Below are 17,833 nucleotides of genomic sequence, written 5' to 3' on the forward strand. Positions count from 1 at the left end.
TATAAAAAGAAGATTTTAATATCACCTTTGGAGGTGTTAGAATGCTGCCTCAATATAGAAAGATTACTTATGATGAATTTTTAAAGTTAGATAATGGAGATGATTTATTAGAATATATAGATGGAGAAGTCTATCTTTTATCTTCACCATCAGCTGAACATCAAAGGACTTTACTTAATTTAGCTACAGAGTTTAATTTGTTTTTTAAGGGTAAAGAATGTGAAGTTTTTATTGCTCCTTTTGATGTAGTATTGTCAAAGGAGGATGATAAAAACATCCATCAAGTCCAACCCGATTTGATGGTTATATGTAATAAAGATGGCATAAAGGAAAATAAATACGTTGGAGCTCCGGATTTAATAGTTGAAGTTATGTCTCCATCAAACACATCTCATGATAGGATTAGAAAATTTAATTTGTATATGAGATATGGAGTAAAAGAGTATTGGCTTATTAATCCAAAATTTAAAACTATTGAGATTAATATGTTAAATGAAGAAGGCTTTTATGAACAAGTTGGGGTATATAAAGGTGATGATATAGCAAAATCAATTTTATTTGAGGAGTTAGATATAAATCTTAAGGATATTTTTTAGTTCAATAAACGTGAATTAAAGCCCTGTTTAGAGCTTTCAGACTGTTGAAAAAGTTATTTTTGATAAGCCCCGTGAAGGATTTCCCTGGCATCCGCTCATTTCGCTAAGCAATTCTAATTGATAGAGCTTATGAGAGATGCCTTTTGAAATCCTATCACGGGGCTCTTGCAAAGTGCAAAGCTCATAGAAGGTTTGTCTACAATCTGAAAGCCATGTTTAGGGCTTTTTATTTTATAATAAAAAGTTGGTTTTTAAGCATAAAAAATTTATCTAAATAATATATACTTTATAGATACATAAAAAGGGGGATGGGGTTTATGAAAAAATTTTTAGCCTTCCTGTGTTCAGCATTAATGATTTTTAACCTTTTAGGCTGTGGAGGCCAAACTGCACAAAAGGAGATAAAGGAGGTTACACTTAATATTTGGGAACAGATGGAAGAAAATATCGATGCAACCTTTGATGAAGTTGTAAAACAATTTACAGAGCAAAATCCAAACATCAAAATTAATAGAGTTCACTATAAGACTGAAGATTTAAGAAGTCAATTCCAAACTGCTGTTCTTTCTGGACAGGGACCAGAACTTATATTTGGACCAAATGACAATATAGGTCCAATGTCCCTTGGAAATCTTATAATTCCTCTTGATGATTTCCTTGGAAGTGAATACTTTGATAGGTATGACCCTCAGGTTCTTGACACTGTTAAAATTGATGGTAAGATTTGGGCGGTTCCACTGGTAAACGGAAATAATATAAGTATGCTTTACAATAAAAAGCTTGTTGATAAGGCACCGGAGAAATTCTCTGAAATAATTGAACTTGCTAAAAAATACAACGATGGTAAAACGTTTGCACTTGCTTACTTCTTGAATGAACCCTATTGGTTAGTTCCATTCCTTGGTGGGTTTGGTGGAAGAGTATTTGATGACAAGTGGAAATATAACTTTAAATACGCCGGAGATGGTAAAAACTCTTCAATTTGTTCAGGATTTAAAATTTAAATATAAGGCTGTTCCAAAGGATGCAGATTACAATGTTGCAGATACATTATTTAAAGAGGGAAAAGCAGCTGTATTGTTAAATGGAGCATGGTCCTTTACATCCTATACTCAAGTTCAAGGTTTGGATTTTGATGTTGCATTATTCCCAAAGATAGATGAAACAGGAAATTACTGCTTACCATACTATGGTTCAAAGGGATTTTCAGTTTCAGCAAATGTTACTGATGAAGCTGTAAAGGATGCTATAAAGAAATTCTTTGATTTTATATCAAACAAGGATGTTCAAGTTAAACTTGCAAAATCATTTGCACAGATGCCTGCAACTAAAGAAGCCCTTGAAGATCCAGAAATTAAGAATGATAAATTTATTAATATGTCAATGGAACAGATGAGACATGGTGTTGCAATGCCTATTAGAGCAGAAATGAGGGCTGTATGGGATGCAATAAGACCTGAACTTGAAAATGTTATGGCAGGAAAGAAAGCACCAGAACAGGCAGCGAAGGATATGCAAACAAAGGCAGAAGAGCTTGCAAAGAGCTTAACTAAGAAGTAATAATTTAGGTCTGGATTTTATCCAGACCTAAATTTTAAGGGGGATAATAGTGGAACTTACTAAAAAATTTAAACAGACGAATAAAAACGTCCAGCAAAAGTGGTGGACACCCTATGCCTTTATATTACCTTCATTTTTAGTGATATTTTTTATAATATTCCTTCCATTAATATTTGAATTTATGATGGCTATGTTTGATATAAGATTGCAAAACATTAGGCTTTTAAAGAATGTAGGAATAAATATATTTAATTTTCCTAAAATCATGAAGGAATATTTTATTGCTTTAGGAAATTATGTTGAAATATTAAAGGATAGGCTTTTTTATAGAACTTTCGTAAGAACAGTCATATGGACTTTTACCAATGTATTCTTTCATGTAGTAATAGGCGTTTGGCTTGCAATACTTTTAAACAGAAAGCTTCCATTTAAATCGATATTTAGAGTTCTTCTTATCTTACCTTGGGCTATGCCTCAGTATATAGCAGCAATTACATGGAAAGGAATGTTTAACTATGAATTTGGTGCTATTAATTTAATTTTGCATTATTTAGGGATTGAGAAGATAAACTGGCTTGGTGACCCTACATATACATTGATAGCTGCTATAATTGCTAACATCTGGCTTGGAGTTCCCTTTATGATGATGGTTGCCCTTGGAGGGCTTCAGAGCATTCCACATGATTTATATGAATCTTCCGATATAGATGGTGCATCGGGATGGCAAAAATTTAAACATGTCACATTACCCCTTTTAAAACCAGTAATGGTTCCGGCAATTATATTAGGAACGGTTTGGACGTTTAACATGCTTAATATTATATATATAATGAAGGATGGACTTCCAGGTGATGATGTAAACATCCTCATAACAAAGATGTATAGGGATGGGTTTGACCTTTACAGATATGGCTATGCTGCGGCATTATCTGTGATAATTTTTGTAATTCTTACCCTCTTTAGTTTGGTATATCTTAAGGCAAATGAAAATAGGGAGTGATATAATGAGAAAAAGTGACTATTTTGAAAGAACGGACTCTAAATTTAAGATAGTTTTAATATATTTGGTTTTAATATTTATGTCTTTTATTGCAATATATCCTGTTTTGAATATTTTATCTTCATCCTTGAGGCCATCAAATCAACTTTTTTCAACTTCATTAAAAATAATCCCTGATAATGCAAATTTAATAAATTATAAAAAGGCAATGTTTGAAAGGCCTTTATCAAGATGGATTATAAATAGCTTGATTGTCTCTTTTATTTCGATGTTTATAAGCATCCTATTTTCCTCAACAGCTGGATATGCCTTTTCAAGGTATAGATTTTATGGTAAAAAAGCGGCATGATAGTTCTTTTGGCTACCCAAATGTTTCCGGCGGCTATGCTTCTTTTACCCCTTAATATTCTTCTTACAAATATGGGACTTACAGAAAAATTATGGGCATTGGTTGTTCCTTATATTTCAAGTTCTGTCCCCTTTAGCATTTGGCTTTTAAAGGGATATTTTGATACAGTGCCATCATCAATAGAGGAAAGTGCTTATGTTGACGGGGCGTCGATTTTAACGACATTTTACAAAATAGTTCTTCCCCTTTCAAAACCAGCCCTGGCTGTTGCTTCTATATTTTGTTTTATGAATTCCTGGTCCGAGTATATTGTTGCAAGGGTTTTAATTCATAATGAAAAAATATATACTCTTCCACTTGGTCTTGTAACGCTTCAGGGGCAATACAATACAGAATGGGGAGTTTATTCTGCTGCAGCAATTTTAACAGCTATTCCCGTTATGATAATTTTTGCTTATTTATCAAAGTATTTAATTGGTGGTTTAACAATAGGAAGTGTAAAGGAATAAAATGGAATTTTAAAAGCCCTTAACGGGCTTTTAATTTTAATCTATTTAACCAGGCCTTTGAGGTTTTAGTCGGTGCCTTAGGCTTTAGATTATCGCTATTAAAAATAAGTTCTAAGATATGAAATGCATCCTTCACATTTGATAGTGCATCCCTGCATCCAGCACAATATGTTAAAACCTTTTCTGATTTAATGTTTTCTTCTTGTTCCTTTAGATTAGATTTAAAAATGTCGCTGTTTATAGCATGAACGCATCCACCAAGCCCACAGCACTTTGAGCTTTTCACTACTTCATTGTTTTCAACTTTAATATTTAATTTTCTTGCAATTTCCCTTATACTTTTTCTTATATTCTCATCAGCGGTGCAGGAGTCGAATATAAAAAATTCATCCTTTATGTTAAGCTTTGGAAGGTTGAAGCTTTTTAATTCCTCCCAAAGAGAAGTTACCTTTAATTTTGGAGAGTTTTCTTTTATAGTTTTATAGCAGGATTGACAAGCAGTTATCACGTGTTCAATACCGTTTTCTTCTAATGAAGAATTTAATGAATTATACATCCTATTAAACCTTTCTATTTCACCAATTGAATAGGACGGATTTCCACAACATTTTAATATTAATGATGAATTATGATATTTACTTTTTAATAAATCATGTATTTTAGTAACAAGGTCCGGATCAAAGGAAGAAAGGCTACATCCAGGCATAAATCCAACTGCCGATTTTCCTTTTACTGTAGAAAAAATTTTAGAACTAGATAACCTTTGATGATTGCGAATTATAAAATGTTTTTGTGGGGGCTTTTTTACCTCTTGATATTTCTTTTTAGCCTCCATAAAAAGCTTATTAAAATCAACTTCACTTGGGCATAAATTTTTACAAACATTACAGGAGAAACAATAATAGGGAAGTTTATTATCTATGTTTTTTTCTTCGTATAAACTTTTTAAAAATTCTTTAGGATGTTTTACATAGTCCTTTAGTAATATGCAGCCCTTTGTGCATATATTACATCCTTTACATATCTCATGGTATTTTTCAGCTATTTGAATAATCTTAGTAGAAATATTAGTTTTCATAAAATCATCCTTTTCATTTATTTTACATGATAATTATAAACTGAAATTTAACTAAACAGCAACAGAAGTCGCCCACTTCTGTAAGTGGGTGATGAATGTTGATTGATAAATTCTTCCTTTATTGTATAATCAGTATTATAGGAAGGAGGTTATTTAATAGAATGGATTTAGACAATAATAATCATTCATTATTCTTATTGTATTATCATCTTATTTTGGTAACTAAATATAGAAGAAAAGTTATTGATGATAATATATCGAATAGACTAAAAGAAATATTTGAAAAGATACAGGATAATTATAATATCACATTACAAGAATGGAACCATGATAAAGACCATATCCATATATTATTCAAAGCACATCCTAATATTGAGTTGTCTAAGTTTATAAATGCCTATAAAAGTGCTTCATCAAGATTGATAAAGAAAGAGTATCCTAAATTAAAAGAGCAATTATGGAAAGAATATTTTTGGTCAAGAAGTTACTGTTTACTTACAACAGGTGGGGTTTCAATTGAAGTAATTAAAAAATATATAGAAAAGCAAGGGAAAGAGGTGTAACTTTGCTAAAGGCTTATAAATACAGGATATATCCAACAAAAGAACAAGAAGAATATTTTGCAAAAGTATTTGGTTGTGTAAGATTTATATACAACAAAATGCTACATGACAAAATAGAATACTATAAAAAAACAGGAGAAATGCTAAACAATACACCTGCACAATATAAAAAAGAATATTCTTTTCTAAAAGAAGTAGATAGTCTTGCACTTTCCAACGCACAACTTAATTTAGAAAAAGCATATAAAAATTTCTTTAGAGATAAAAAAACAGCCTTTCCAAAGTTCAAGAAAAAGAAAGGTTACCAGTCTTATACTACAAATAATCAAAATGGGACAGTAACACTTGAAGGTAGTTATCTAAAAGTTCCAAAGTTAAAGACAAAAATAAAAATAAAACAACACAGACAATTTGAAGGAAGAATTAAATCCGTAACTATATCAAAAACGCCAACAGGTAAATATTATGCTTCTATACTTGTAGAAGAAGAAATTAAAGAATTACCTAAAATAGATAGAAAAGTAGGTATAGATTTAGGAATTAAAGAATTTGCTATTTTATCTGATGGAACAAAGGTAGAAAATCCAAAATGGTTAAGAAAAACAGAAAAAAGAATTAAAATTATACAAAAATCATTATCAAGAAAGCAAAAGCAAAGTAAAAACTATGAAAGGACAAGACAAAAACTTGCAAAATTATACGAAAAAATATCAAATCAAAGAAAAGATTTTCTTCACAAATTATCTTCTAAAATTATACACGAAAACCAAGTGATAGTTTTAGAAGATTTACAGGTAAAAAATATGCAACAAAATCATAAATTAGCCAAAGCAATAACAGAAGTATCATGGGCAGAATTTAGAAGGATGTTAGAATATAAAGCAAGATGGTATGGCAGAGAAATAATAATAGCACCACAAAATTATGCATCAAGTCAAACATGTAGTGAATGTGGATATAAAAATCCTGATGTAAAGAATTTAGCATTGAGAGAATGGAAATGTCCAAAGTGTGGTGCAGTTCATGATAGAGATATAAATGCAAGCAAGAATTTGCTAAAATTAGCCATGTGATTGGTATATATGGGGAAGGAACAGCCCTTTGAGCGTGGGTAATCTGGTAACAGAAGTTACCTTGACCACGAAGCCACCACTTCCATAAGTGGGGGTAGTTCACTGTCCATCCATTTAGCTCATCTTCTGTTAAATTTTCAATAGATAATTTAACCTTTATAGCAAACTCAATGGCAAATGAAATAATAAATATAAAATTATTGTTAGGGCTTTTATTAATTTTAATTTTTGTAGTTGCGATTATTACGATTCTTGTAATTAGACAAATAATAAAAATTTTAAAAACAGTAGAAGAGGAAAATCTGTTTGATATTGAAAATTCTAAAAGACTTTCTTTTATTGGTAAAATACTTATAATTTCATCTTTTATAGTAAAACCTTTACAAAGCATATTAGCCACATATTTTATTGAAATTTTTAAAATAGAAAATATATCTGCTAGGATTAAAATCGATTTAACTCTATTGTTTATTGGACTTTTTATTATACTCCTTGCTAAAATATTTAGCTATGGTAATTATCTACAACAGGAATACGACTCTACCGTTTAGAGGTGAAGAATATGGCTATAATAGTAAGATTAGATAGAGTTCTTGCAGATAGAAAAATGCAGCTTGGCGAACTTGCTGAAAGGATTGGAATCTCTATTGTTAATTTATCTAACCTTAAAACCGGTAAGGTTAAAGCCATAAGATTTTCAACACTAAATGCTATTTGTAGGGAATTGAATTGTCAGCCAGGTGATATCTTGGAGTATGTTCCATCAATGGATAATGAAGAAGAAATAGATTAATAATTCGAAAACCCGAATAGTATCTTGTTGAAGAAGACTTGAAAAAGTTGTAAAATTAATTCGTAATCGAATTATTCGAAGGCGAAGGTGTTGTTATGGATAGCAGTAAGGTGTTGGAAATTCTTGAGGTATTAACATCAATAAATAAAAAGGTTAAGAGGGCTTCTAAATTTAGCCCTCCATTTAAATGCAAAAATAAAAGTCAGTCGGCTATGAAGGTAATGTTTCATATTATGAATGGGCCTCCGATGACATTAAAGGAATTAAGTTCACTGGTTGGTCTTGCCAACAGCACAGTTTGTGGTATTATAGATGAATTAGAAAAGGAAGGCTATGTAAAGAGAATTCAGGATAATGAGGACAGAAGACGGGTAATAATAATTCCAACGGAAAAGGCTGAACTGGAAAAAGAAATATTGAAAATAAATTTAAGGAATTTTTAGGGCATGTCTTAAAGGATATTTCTGATGAAGATTTTGAAATAATAATAAATGGGCTCAAAAACTCGATGAAATAATTAAAAAATGATCAGGGGTGATAAAATGAAAAAGGCAGTTAAAGTTATATCTATTTTACTAATTATTGTGGCAGCTTTTTCGCTAATATTGCTTGGTTTAAGTAGAAGAATCAAAAAGGGGCAGAGGTTACAACGGATACTGTCAAAAAGGGGAACTAATTTCGCTTTATTCCACTAATGGAATAGTTGAATCTAAGAATAAAAAGGAATACTATGGCTTTGGGAATAAAGTAGTTAAAGTTTATGTTAAAGAGGGAGAAAGGGTTAAAAGGGACAAAAACTTGTTGAATTTGAAGTTCAAGATCTTACAAATCAATTAAAGATAGCCCAAAATCAATATGAAATAGCTAAGCTTCAACTTGAAAGTTTAAAGGAACAAAAAGAAAAGCTAAATACATCGATTCAAGGACAAAATATACAAAATCAGCAAGGGCAAAATTTAGACAATCAAATTAAAATTCAAGAAAAACAGCTTGAAATAGCAAGGTTAAATGTTTTAAACATAAAAGAAAATATTAAAAAACAGCAAAAATTCATAGTAAGTGACATAGACGGAGTTATAACATTTTTAAATGCAAAGGAAGGTGCGATGGTTCAAGGACTTATTGTAACTGTTGAAGATATAAGCAGTTTAAACGTTGCTTTAAATGTAAATCAATATGATATTGTAAATCTTAAAAAGGGTCAGAAGGCTTTAATAAAATTTTATGATAGGGAGTATAATGGAACATTAGATTATATTAGCCCTGTTGCAACAAAGGTCCAATCGATGCAGGGAGTAGATACAGTAATTAAAGCCTATGTAAAGATATTAAACCTTGATGAAAATTTAAAGTCAGGATTTGATGTTGATGTTGATATAATTCTTGGAAGAAAGGATAATGCATTAAAGGTTCCTGCTGAAGCTGTAATTACAGATAAATATGGGAATGAATATGTATATGTTGTAGAAAACGGAATAGCAAATAAAGTAAAGATAAAAACTGGATTTACATCGGATGTTGAAGTAGAAATTGTAGAGGGACTTAAAGAAGGGGATAAAGTTATCTTAAATCCACCTTCAACCCTTACAAATGGCGCAAAGGTCTTTGAAAAGGAAGTGAAAGAATGATAAGGCTTGAAAACTTAGTTAAAGTGTATTCAACCGGTAAAATTGAGTTTGAAGCCCTGAAGGATGTTAATATTGAGGTAAAAAAGGTGAATACATGGCAATAGTTGGACCATCAGGTTCCGGTAAATCCACCCTTATGAATATTTTAGGATGCTTAGATAGACCAACAAAGGGAAGTATTTTTAAAGGATGTGGATGTATCCTCTTTAAATGACGATGAACTTGCAAGGATAAGAAATAGGGAAATAGGTTTTGTTTTTCAAGCCTTTAACCTTTTGCCTAGATTATCTGCTTTAGAAAACGTTGAGCTTCCTTTGATATATGCAGGAATTTCCTATTCCAAAAGGATAAAGATGGCAAAGGAGGCTCTTGATAAGGTAGGACTTTCCGATAGACTGCATCATAAACCGAATGAACTTTCAGGAGGACAAAAGCAAAGGGTTGCGATAGCAAGGGCAATTGTCCTAAATCCTTCTATAATAATGGCGGATGAGCCTACAGGGAATCTTGACACTCAATCAAGCATTGAGGTTATGAAGATATTTCAAAGCCTAAACGATGATGGGGCGACTATTATAATGGTTACCCACGAAAGGGATATTGCACAGCATACTAAGAGGGAAGTTAGAATAAGGGATGGAAGGATAGTTGAGGATAAATTAGTTCAAAATAGGGTTGTCTATTAGGTGGTGATATCATGAACATATATGAAAGCTTTAAGGTTGCAATAGGGTCAATTTTCGCCAATAAATTAAGATCTTTTCTTACAATGCTTGGAATAATAATCGGTATTTCCAGTGTAATAACAATTGTATCAATTGGTCAAGGGGGACAAAGCGCAATAACTGGTGAGTTTGAGAAAATAGGAGTAAATATAGTTGAAATAAAGGTAGATAATAATACATCCCTTACTAAAAAGGATTATTTTACCATAAAAGATGTTGAGCTTATTAAAACAAGAATTAAGGAAGTTAAAAATGCTGCTCCTTTTTTCAGCAGATTGGACTTATAAAAACGGAAAAGAGCCAAAAAAGGGCAGTGTTTATGGGAACTAATAGTGATTTTAATAAGATATATAAGCTTGATATTCTTCATGGAAGGTTCATTTCGGAAAAAGATGTTTTAGCAAAAAGACCTGTTGTGGTAATAGATAACATAAGTGCAAAGAAATTGTTTGGTTACGAGGATTGCGTTGGTAAGACGATTAAAATTGGTAACAACGAAAAGCTAATAAGGGCACTTATAGTAGGAGTTTACAAAAACGAAAATGGAGCCCTTGCAGCAAGTTTTGCAGAAAATATGCCTATATTCTCCTACATTCCAATAACTGTTTCAGAATCTATATTTGAAAAGACTTTTAATATAAATCAAATAGAGGTTTTGCTTGAAAACACAAAGGATAGCGATTTAGTTGCTAAAAATATTATAAGGCTTTTAGAATCGGTTCACCATAATAAGGACAAATATAAAGCAGAAAATTTAGTAAAACAGCTTGATCAGGTTAATAGAATACTTGGAATATTTACAGCGGTAATCGGAGCTATTGCTGGCATTTCCTTGTTGGTTGGTGGAATAGGAGTTATGAACATAATGCTGGTTTCTGTAACTGAAAGAACGAGGGAGATAGGAATAAGAAAGGCAATAGGAGCAAGAAGGAGGGATATACTTATTCAGTTTTTAATAGAGTCCCTTATAATATCCCTAATAGGGGGAATAATCGGTATGATGCTTGGAATACTCGCAGCCTTTGCCATTGGAAGCTTTTTAAACATTGCACCAAAAGTTAGCATAACAACAGTTCTTATTGCATTTTCCTTTTCAAGCGCTGTTGGAATATTCTTTGGAATATATCCAGCAAACAAGGCATCAAAACTTGATCCAATTGAGGCGTTAAGGTATGAATAAAATTTTCATATAAGAAGGCATCCACCTTAAATGTTAGGATTAAATTCTAACATTTAAGGTGTTTTTATTATTGAGCATAGTCGAATTATTTAGAATATTTTAACTTGTTAATAGTATAACAGATGATTAAAAATAATATAACAGCAATAAAAAATATTGAAAATAAAAGAAAAAAGTGTTGCAACAGATTAAAATATATAATATAATAAGAATACGGAAAAGAATTATTATTTAATAGGAGGTTTTATTATGAGGTTTGATGAATGGAATGGATTTGTTGCAGGCAAATGGACTGAAGATATAGATGTTAGGGATTTTATTCAAAAGAACTACACCCCCTACGAAGGAGATTCATCCTTCCTTGTAGGACCAACGGAAAGAACTAACAAAGTTTGGGACAAGGCAAAGGAGCTTCTTTTAGAGGAAATAAAAAAGGGAATAATCGATTTAGATACTGATACAGTTTCAGGTATTAACGTTTACAAACCTGGTTACTTAGACAAGGAAAATGAAGTTATAGTAGGCTTTCAAACTGATGCTCCCCTTAAAAGAATTGTAAATCCATGGGGCGGAATCAGAATGGCAGTTAACGCTGCAAGGGCCTATGGTTATGAAGTTAATCCCAATATGGTTGAAATATTTACTAAGTATAGAAAGACTCACAATCAAGGTGTTTTCGATGCATATACAGATGAGATGAAGCTTGCTAGAAAAACAGGAGTTATAACAGGGCTTCCAGATGCCTATGGAAGAGGAAGAATCATAGGGGATTACAGAAGACTACCCCTTTATGGTGCAGACTTTTTAATTGAAAAGAAAAAGGAAGATAAAAGGAAATTAAACGGAGCAATGACGGATGATGTTATAAGACTTAGGGAAGAATTGGCGGAACAAATTAAGGCTTTAGAAGAATTAAAAGAAATGGCTCAATCCTATGGATATGATGTATCAAGACCTGCAAAGAATGCTAAAGAGGCTGTTCAATGGCTATATTTTGCATATCTTGCAGCAATAAAGCAGCAAAATGGTGCTGCAATGTCCTTAGGAAGAGTTTCAACATTTCTTGATATATACATTGAAAGAGATTTGAGAAACGGGATAATAACAGAAGAAGAAGCTCAGGAGCTAATTGACCAATTTGTTATTAAGCTAAGACTTGCAAGACATTTAAGAACACCTGAATACAATGAACTATTTGCAGGGGATCCTACTTGGGTAACAGAAGCTATCGGAGGTATGGGACTTGATGGAAGAACATTAGTTACAAAAACAAGCTTTAGATTTCTTCATACATTGATAAATTTAGGACCTGCACCAGAACCAAATATGACAGTTTTATGGTCAATTGATCTTCCAGAAAACTTTAAAAAGTTCTGTGCTGAAATTTCTATAAAAACGGATTCTGTTCAATATGAAAACGATGATGTAATGAGACCAATATTTGGCGATGATTACGCTATAGCTTGTTGTGTGTCTGCAATGAAGGTAGGAAAGCAGATGCAGTTCTTTGGAGCAAGAGCAAACCTTGCAAAGGCATTATTATATGCAATTAACGGCGGTATAGACGAAGTTTTAAAGACACAAGTTGGTCCAAAGATAGAACTTCCTGAGGGTGAATACTTAAACTATGATGATGTTATGAAAAAATTTGAGAAAATGATGGCTTGGCTTGCGGAACTTTATGTAAATACAATGAATGTAATTCACTACATGCATGATAAATATGCCTATGAATCATTGCAACTTGCACTACACGATACAAATGTTGAAAGACTTATGGCCTTTGGAATTGCAGGGCTTTCAGTTGCAGTTGATTCATTAAGTGCAATAAAATATGCAAAAGTAAAACCAATAAGGGAAGATGGAATTGCTGTTGATTTTGAAATAGAAGGTGACTATCCAAAATTCGGCAATGACGATGACAGAGTTGATAAAATTGCAGTTGAAATTGTTGAAAAGTTTATAAATGAATTAAGAAAGCACAAGACATATAGGGATGCAATCCATACTTTATCTGTATTAACTATAACTTCAAATGTAGTTTATGGTAAAAAACTGGTTCAACTCCTGATGGAAGAAAGCAGGGCGAACCATTTGCACCAGGGGCAAACCCAATGCATGGAAGGGATATAAACGGTGCTTTGGCTTCACTAAACTCAGTCGCAAAGATACCATATTCATCATGCATGGATGGAGTTTCAAATACCTTCTCAATCCTTCCAGATGCCCTTGGAAAGAATATGGAGGATAGAATTAGCAATCTTGTTGCTATAATGGATGGATACTTTGGACAAGGTGCCCACCACTTAAATGTTAATGTGTTAAATAGAGAAATGCTTGAGGATGCTATGGAACATCCTGAAAAATATCCATCTCTTACAATTAGAGTTTCGGGATATGCTGTAAACTTTGCAAGATTAACAAGGGAGCAGCAGCTTGAAGTAATTAAGAGAACCTTCCATGAAAGGGTGTAACTTATGATAAAGGCAAGAGTTCATTCTATAGAGACAATGGGATTAGTCGATGGACCTGGTATTAGGGTTGTAGTGTTTATGCAAGGGTGTAAATTAAGATGTGCCTACTGCCATAACCCAGATACATGGGATATAAAGGGCGGACAAGAAATGACCGTTGATGAGCTTATAAATAAAGTAAAAAGGTATAAAATATATTTTCAAAGGTCAAAGGGAGGGGTTACCCTCTCTGGAGGAGATCCCTCCTGCAGCCGGAATTTGTAATAGATTTTTTTAAAAGATGTAAACAGGAGGGAATTCATACTGCCCTTGATACATCAGGTTATGGAATAGGAAAATATGATGAAATATTAAAATGGACAGACCTTGTGCTCCTTGATGTTAAGCACATAGACGATATAGAACACAAAAAGCTTACAGGAGCAGATAGGCACGGATTTTTGAATTTTTAAATGCTGTCAAAAGAGATGGAACAAAGCTTTGGATAAGACATGTAGTAGTTCCAGGAATAACGGATGGCGAGGAGCACATCAAAAACTTGCAAAATTCATAAATACAATCCCTAATGTAGAAAAGATTGAGCTTTTGCCTTATCATGTTCACGTGTTAACAAGTATAAGGAAATGAATATTAAATATAGATTAGAAAATGTTCCTCCCCTTGATAAAGATAGATTGGAAAGATTATATGAGATTCTAAATCAAAACTTGACCATACAGCATGCAATTGTTGATAAGATTGCTATGTGATTTGCTATGGCCTTTGCCATAGCTTTTTTTGTTTAAAAGAAAGTTGGTCTAAATGCATTTTGACTTACATATATTGTAAATTGGAATAAATTTTAATAAAGGAGTGTTTGGATGAAAAAAGAAGGATATCAGCATTATTGACGGTAATTTTTTGCTTATGTTATTTTTACCTAGTTTTGTAAAGGCAACTGAAGGTGAAGTAATTCAAAGCACACCCGTTGAGTTACAATCAGGAGAAATTGTAGATAAACAAATTGATAATACTAATTTAAACGAAAAAACTCCATTTTTGGAGACAAGGATGGAAACAAAATATCTGATGACCTTGATGATTTGGTTAAATTAAATGAAACAGATGAAGTTTCAGTAATTGTTAGATTAAAGGAGCATCCTTCAGATAAAGTTCTAAATGAAATTGCGAATAAAGTAGGTAAGTTTAAAGAGAAGGATAGATGGCAGCATGCTCTAAATGGATTTTCTGCTGTAATGACAAAGGCACAAGTTAAAGCGCTTTCAAAAATACCATTTGTTGAGAGGATAGAACTAGATAGAGAAGTAAAAGCATATCTTGATACTTCTTCCCAATGGACTGGAGTTAATAATGCACGAGTTGATTTTGGAGTTGATGGAGATAGAGATGGGAATAAAACATCTTATTCTAAAAACGATGTAGTTATAGCAATTATAGACTCTGGCATTTATGCAAATCATGTCGATTTAGATGGAGGAAAGGTTATAGGTTGGTATGATGTAATAAATGGGAGAACTACTCCTTATGATGATAATGGACATGGAACACATGTTGCAAGTATTGCAGCGGGAACAGGAGAGGGTAATGCAAATTATAAGGGAGTTGCACCAGGTGCAGCACTGGTAGGTATTAAAGTTTTAAATTCCTCTGGTTCAGGAACAACAAGTGGTATTATATCAGGAATAAATTGGATGATACAAAATAAAAACACCTATAATATAAGAATTGGGAACATGAGCCTTGGTGCAGCAGGCTCTTCTGATGGAACGGATAGCCTTTCTGTTGCAGTAAATAATGCAGTCAATAATGGAATCATAATGGTTGTTGCAGCTGGTAATGAAGGGCCTGGAACTTATACTATAGGTTCCCCTGCAGCTGCAGCAAATGCTATTACTGTAGGTTCAGTATATGATCCAGGAGAAAAGGGATGGGTATTATCCGAATTTTCAAATAGAGGACCGACAGCAGATGGACGAATAAAGCCTGATATAACTGCACCGGGAAGCAATATAACGGCTGCAAAGGCAGGAACAACAAGTAGTTATGTAACCTATAGTGGAACATCGATGGCAACGCCATTTATATCTGGGGTTATAGCATTAATGCTAGATGCTAATTATTCACTCACAGATTCGCAAGTTAAGAATATTCTTTATTCCAGTTCAAACTTAAAGGATTTTGGACCATCTGGGAAAGATATAGATTTTGGCTACGGTATTGCACTGCCTTATAATTGTATAAAGCAGGCGGGAGGCTTTAGTGGAAGTTTCTCAGATAACATTGGATTTACATTTGTTCAGGACAGCTTAACAGGAACTGGTAATACTGATTGGTGGCAATTTAATGTAACTGATACAACTAAGCCTGTTGGAATAACATTTATCATTTCAAATTATACCACAAGCATAGATTTTGATATTTATCTATATGATCCAAATGGAACTCTTGTAGCAAAATCAGAAGGAACAGCAAGACAAGAACAAATTAGATATTTACCCACTAAAACGGGAACCTACAAGATAAAAGTATACTCATATAAAGGTTCAGGTAATTATTGGTTTAATTTAAGTTGGAAATAAAACGTAAAATTATTGTCCCCTTAGAGGCACAAAACTCTAAGGGGACAAATTTTATTTTTACAAACAATTTGAGACTTTATCAATAAAATAAATAATTATCTTAATATTCATAAAAATTAACGATTTTTAATGTTTTATCTATTACCATATAATTAAATTGAAAATATAAAAAAGGGGGATGGTTATGCAGGATAAAAGGTTAATCATTATCAATGGTCTTATTGTGGGACTTTTAGCAGTATTACTTGTAAAGTTTGGCAATCCAGTAAATATGGGTATCTGTATTGCCTGCTTTATAAGGGATATCGTGGGAGGGCTTGGACTTCATAGGGCAGAACTTGTTCAGTATATAAGACCAGAAATTATAGGGATTGTTTTAGGAGCCTTCTTGATGTCCTATGGGAAAAAGGAATTTAATGCAAGGGGAGGCTCGTCACCACTTGTAAGATTTGTTCTTGGTTTTATAGTTATGATAGGTGCGTTAATGTTTTTAGGTTGCCCATTAAGGATGGTTTTAAGAATCGCAGGGGAGACTTAAATGCAGTTGTTGGTCTTATAGGCTTTGCAGCAGGCATATATATTGGAATAATATTCTTAAACAAAGGATTTACATTAAAAAGAACATATACTTTAAACAAAGCAGAAGGATTTTTATTACCAGCAATTAACATAGGTTTATTAATATTGCTTTTAGCAGCGCCAACCTTTATATTCTTTAGTCAAAAGGGACCAGGCTCTATGCATGCACCAATATTTTTAGCTTTGGTTGCTGGACTTATAGTTGGAGGGTTTGCCCAAAGAACAAGAATGTGTATGGTTGGAGGAATAAGGGACCTTATATTATTTAAAGACTGGTATTTAATTTCAGGATTTATTGCAATCTTTGTTGCTGCACTATTGGGCAATATTGCTATTGGAAAGTTTACATTAGGTTTTGTAAAGCAGCCTGTTGCCCATAATGATGCTTTATGGAACTTCCTTGGAATGGGACTTGCAGGTTTTGGATCAGTTTTACTTGGTGGATGCCCATTAAGACAACTTATATTAGCAGGAGAAGGCAATATAGATTCTGCTATTACAGTTCTTGGAATGCTTGTTGGAGCAGCCTTTGCCCATAACTTTAAGCTTGCTTCAACTCCAGATGGACCTACTCCAAACGGGAAAATTGCGGTTATTATAGGGTTTATAATAGTTGCACTTATAGGATACTTTAACATAGAAAGGGAAGTTAATGTTAAAGTTAAAGGGGAGTTAAAGTTGAAGGGTAATTTAGTTGATGCAAGGGGAAGATCCTGCCCAGAGCCTGTTCTTTTGACAAAGAAGGCCATTGAAGCTTCGCCTGATGGAGTTAAGGTTTTGGTTGACAATGCAACAGCAAAGGAAAATATAAAAAGATTTGCTAAAAATAGCGGATATAATGTTGAAGTTGTAGAAAATGATGAGGGAATACTTTTAACTTTAAGTAGGTGACAAGATGCAATATATAGTAACTTTCTACACACAAAACGGAGCATTTAAGTTTCAAAGGTTTCTAAGGGACAAAGGCATAGATGTAAAGCTTATGCCAACTCCAAGGGTTTTAAGTTCAAGTTGTGGCATCTCAGCAGCCTTTGAATATGAAGAAGATATAACAGGTTTTATAATAGAAGAAGTGGATGCAATTTATAAGAGGAATAATAATCAATATAATCTTGTTTACAGGGATTAGACATTTACCATAATTTAA

Annotated in this window: 15 protein-coding genes and 7 pseudogenes; 21 read left to right on the plus strand and 1 reads right to left on the minus strand. The window is 32.8% G+C overall.

Going from position 1 to position 17,833, the window contains the following annotated elements:
- Window positions 1-41: 41 nt before the first annotated feature.
- The 5 genes and pseudogenes from PWK10_RS00230 to PWK10_RS00255 all read left to right on the plus strand — a co-directional run bounded on the left by PWK10_RS00230 (window position 42) and on the right by PWK10_RS00255 (window position 4,014).
- Window positions 42-596, plus strand: coding sequence for a Uma2 family endonuclease (locus tag PWK10_RS00230; protein ID WP_274767009.1), 555 nt, complete (start codon window positions 42-44; stop codon window positions 594-596).
- 434 nt (window positions 597-1,030) lie between these two features.
- Window positions 1,031-1,904 (plus strand): annotated as a pseudogene (locus PWK10_RS00235) (sugar ABC transporter substrate-binding protein); the annotation flags it as partial.
- A gap of 301 nt (window positions 1,905-2,205) precedes the next feature.
- On the plus strand, window positions 2,206-3,156 hold the full coding sequence (locus PWK10_RS00245; protein ID WP_274767012.1) for a carbohydrate ABC transporter permease: 951 nt from the start codon (window positions 2,206-2,208) through the stop codon (window positions 3,154-3,156).
- A 4-nt stretch (window positions 3,157-3,160) separates the two neighbouring features.
- Window positions 3,161-3,505, plus strand: coding sequence for a hypothetical protein (locus PWK10_RS00250; RefSeq protein ID WP_274767013.1), 345 nt, complete (start codon window positions 3,161-3,163; stop codon window positions 3,503-3,505).
- Window positions 3,502-4,014, plus strand: coding sequence for a carbohydrate ABC transporter permease (locus PWK10_RS00255; RefSeq protein WP_274767014.1), 513 nt, complete (start codon window positions 3,502-3,504; stop codon window positions 4,012-4,014). The genes PWK10_RS00250 and PWK10_RS00255 overlap by 4 nt, the downstream gene beginning before the upstream one ends.
- 19 nt (window positions 4,015-4,033) lie before the next feature.
- Here PWK10_RS00255 and PWK10_RS00260 read toward each other — a convergent pair whose 3' ends face one another.
- Entirely contained in the window at window positions 4,034-5,092 is a 1,059-nt protein-coding gene (locus PWK10_RS00260; protein ID WP_274767015.1) for a (Fe-S)-binding protein, read from the minus strand.
- A 161-nt stretch (window positions 5,093-5,253) separates the two neighbouring features.
- Here PWK10_RS00260 and tnpA point away from each other — a divergent pair, with 161 nt between their 5' ends.
- From tnpA to PWK10_RS00340, 16 genes and pseudogenes are all read left to right on the plus strand, one after another.
- The gene (gene tnpA / locus PWK10_RS00265) at window positions 5,254-5,655 is read left to right on the plus strand and encodes an IS200/IS605 family transposase (RefSeq protein ID WP_274767016.1); all 402 of its coding nucleotides are present in this window, start codon (window positions 5,254-5,256) and stop codon (window positions 5,653-5,655) included.
- Window positions 5,656-5,657: 2 nt separating this feature from the next.
- Window positions 5,658-6,728, plus strand: a complete 1,071-nt coding sequence (gene tnpB / locus PWK10_RS00270) for an IS200/IS605 family element RNA-guided endonuclease TnpB (RefSeq protein ID WP_274767017.1) — start codon at window positions 5,658-5,660, stop codon at window positions 6,726-6,728.
- A 170-nt stretch (window positions 6,729-6,898) separates the two neighbouring features.
- Entirely contained in the window at window positions 6,899-7,279 is a 381-nt protein-coding gene (locus PWK10_RS00275; protein WP_274767018.1) for a DUF2975 domain-containing protein, read from the plus strand.
- An 11-nt stretch (window positions 7,280-7,290) separates the two neighbouring features.
- Window positions 7,291-7,521 (plus strand): helix-turn-helix domain-containing protein, encoded by a 231-nt coding sequence (locus tag PWK10_RS00280; protein ID WP_274767019.1) that lies wholly within the window; start codon window positions 7,291-7,293, stop codon window positions 7,519-7,521.
- A gap of 95 nt (window positions 7,522-7,616) precedes the next feature.
- A complete protein-coding gene (locus tag PWK10_RS00285) occupies window positions 7,617-7,964 on the plus strand; it encodes a MarR family winged helix-turn-helix transcriptional regulator (protein WP_274767020.1) in 348 nt (115 codons plus the stop codon).
- 99 nt (window positions 7,965-8,063) lie between these two features.
- A complete protein-coding gene (locus PWK10_RS00290) occupies window positions 8,064-8,216 on the plus strand; it encodes a hypothetical protein (protein WP_274767021.1) in 153 nt (50 codons plus the stop codon).
- Between the two features lie 102 nt (window positions 8,217-8,318).
- Window positions 8,319-9,149: pseudogene (locus PWK10_RS00295) on the plus strand (efflux RND transporter periplasmic adaptor subunit); the annotation flags it as partial.
- A pseudogene (locus PWK10_RS00300) lies at window positions 9,146-9,835 on the plus strand (ABC transporter ATP-binding protein). The pseudogenes PWK10_RS00295 and PWK10_RS00300, both read left to right, overlap by 4 nt.
- Window positions 9,836-9,846: 11 nt before the next feature.
- Window positions 9,847-11,054: pseudogene (locus PWK10_RS00305) on the plus strand (ABC transporter permease).
- A gap of 249 nt (window positions 11,055-11,303) precedes the next feature.
- A pseudogene (gene pflB / locus PWK10_RS00310) lies at window positions 11,304-13,528 on the plus strand (formate C-acetyltransferase).
- Window positions 13,529-13,531: 3 nt separating this feature from the next.
- Window positions 13,532-14,277, plus strand: a pseudogene (gene pflA, locus PWK10_RS00315) (pyruvate formate-lyase-activating protein).
- 157 nt (window positions 14,278-14,434) lie between these two features.
- Complete coding sequence (locus PWK10_RS00320) at window positions 14,435-14,623, plus strand: hypothetical protein (RefSeq protein WP_274767022.1); 189 nt, start codon at window positions 14,435-14,437, stop codon at window positions 14,621-14,623.
- Entirely contained in the window at window positions 14,611-16,107 is a 1,497-nt protein-coding gene (locus tag PWK10_RS00325; protein ID WP_274767023.1) for a S8 family serine peptidase, read from the plus strand. The genes PWK10_RS00320 and PWK10_RS00325 overlap by 13 nt, the downstream gene beginning before the upstream one ends.
- Before the next feature lie 184 nt (window positions 16,108-16,291).
- Window positions 16,292-17,373: pseudogene (gene yedE / locus PWK10_RS00330) on the plus strand (YedE family putative selenium transporter); the annotation flags it as partial.
- Entirely contained in the window at window positions 17,365-17,577 is a 213-nt protein-coding gene (locus tag PWK10_RS00335) for a sulfurtransferase TusA family protein (RefSeq protein ID WP_446715403.1), read from the plus strand. The pseudogene yedE and the gene PWK10_RS00335, both read left to right, overlap by 9 nt.
- A gap of 4 nt (window positions 17,578-17,581) precedes the next feature.
- The gene (locus PWK10_RS00340) at window positions 17,582-17,815 is read left to right on the plus strand and encodes a DUF3343 domain-containing protein (RefSeq protein WP_008907454.1); all 234 of its coding nucleotides are present in this window, start codon (window positions 17,582-17,584) and stop codon (window positions 17,813-17,815) included.
- The last annotated feature ends 18 nt before the right edge of the window (window positions 17,816-17,833 follow it).

Origin of the sequence: Caloramator sp. Dgby_cultured_2 (genome assembly GCF_028872215.1) — a bacterium.
Lineage (GTDB): Bacteria > Bacillota > Clostridia > Clostridiales > Caloramatoraceae > Caloramator > Caloramator australicus.

Bases quoted from the DNA above. Each gene is read 5' to 3' on its own strand.
- PWK10_RS00230 (WP_274767009.1), top strand. From the start codon at position 42: ATGCTGCCTCAATATAGAAAGATTACTTATGATGAATTTTTAAAGTTA.
- PWK10_RS00250 (WP_274767013.1), top strand. From the start codon at position 3,161: ATGAGAAAAAGTGACTATTTTGAAAGAACGGACTCTAAATTTAAGATA.
- PWK10_RS00255 (WP_274767014.1), top strand. From the start codon at position 3,502: ATGATAGTTCTTTTGGCTACCCAAATGTTTCCGGCGGCTATGCTTCTT.
- PWK10_RS00260 (WP_274767015.1), bottom strand. From the start codon at position 5,092: ATGAAAACTAATATTTCTACTAAGATTATTCAAATAGCTGAAAAATAC.
- tnpA (WP_274767016.1), top strand. From the start codon at position 5,254: ATGGATTTAGACAATAATAATCATTCATTATTCTTATTGTATTATCAT.
- PWK10_RS00275 (WP_274767018.1), top strand. From the start codon at position 6,899: ATGGCAAATGAAATAATAAATATAAAATTATTGTTAGGGCTTTTATTA.
- PWK10_RS00280 (WP_274767019.1), top strand. From the start codon at position 7,291: ATGGCTATAATAGTAAGATTAGATAGAGTTCTTGCAGATAGAAAAATG.
- PWK10_RS00285 (WP_274767020.1), top strand. From the start codon at position 7,617: ATGGATAGCAGTAAGGTGTTGGAAATTCTTGAGGTATTAACATCAATA.
- PWK10_RS00290 (WP_274767021.1), top strand. From the start codon at position 8,064: ATGAAAAAGGCAGTTAAAGTTATATCTATTTTACTAATTATTGTGGCA.
- PWK10_RS00320 (WP_274767022.1), top strand. From the start codon at position 14,435: ATGTTATTTTTACCTAGTTTTGTAAAGGCAACTGAAGGTGAAGTAATT.
- PWK10_RS00340 (WP_008907454.1), top strand. From the start codon at position 17,582: ATGCAATATATAGTAACTTTCTACACACAAAACGGAGCATTTAAGTTT.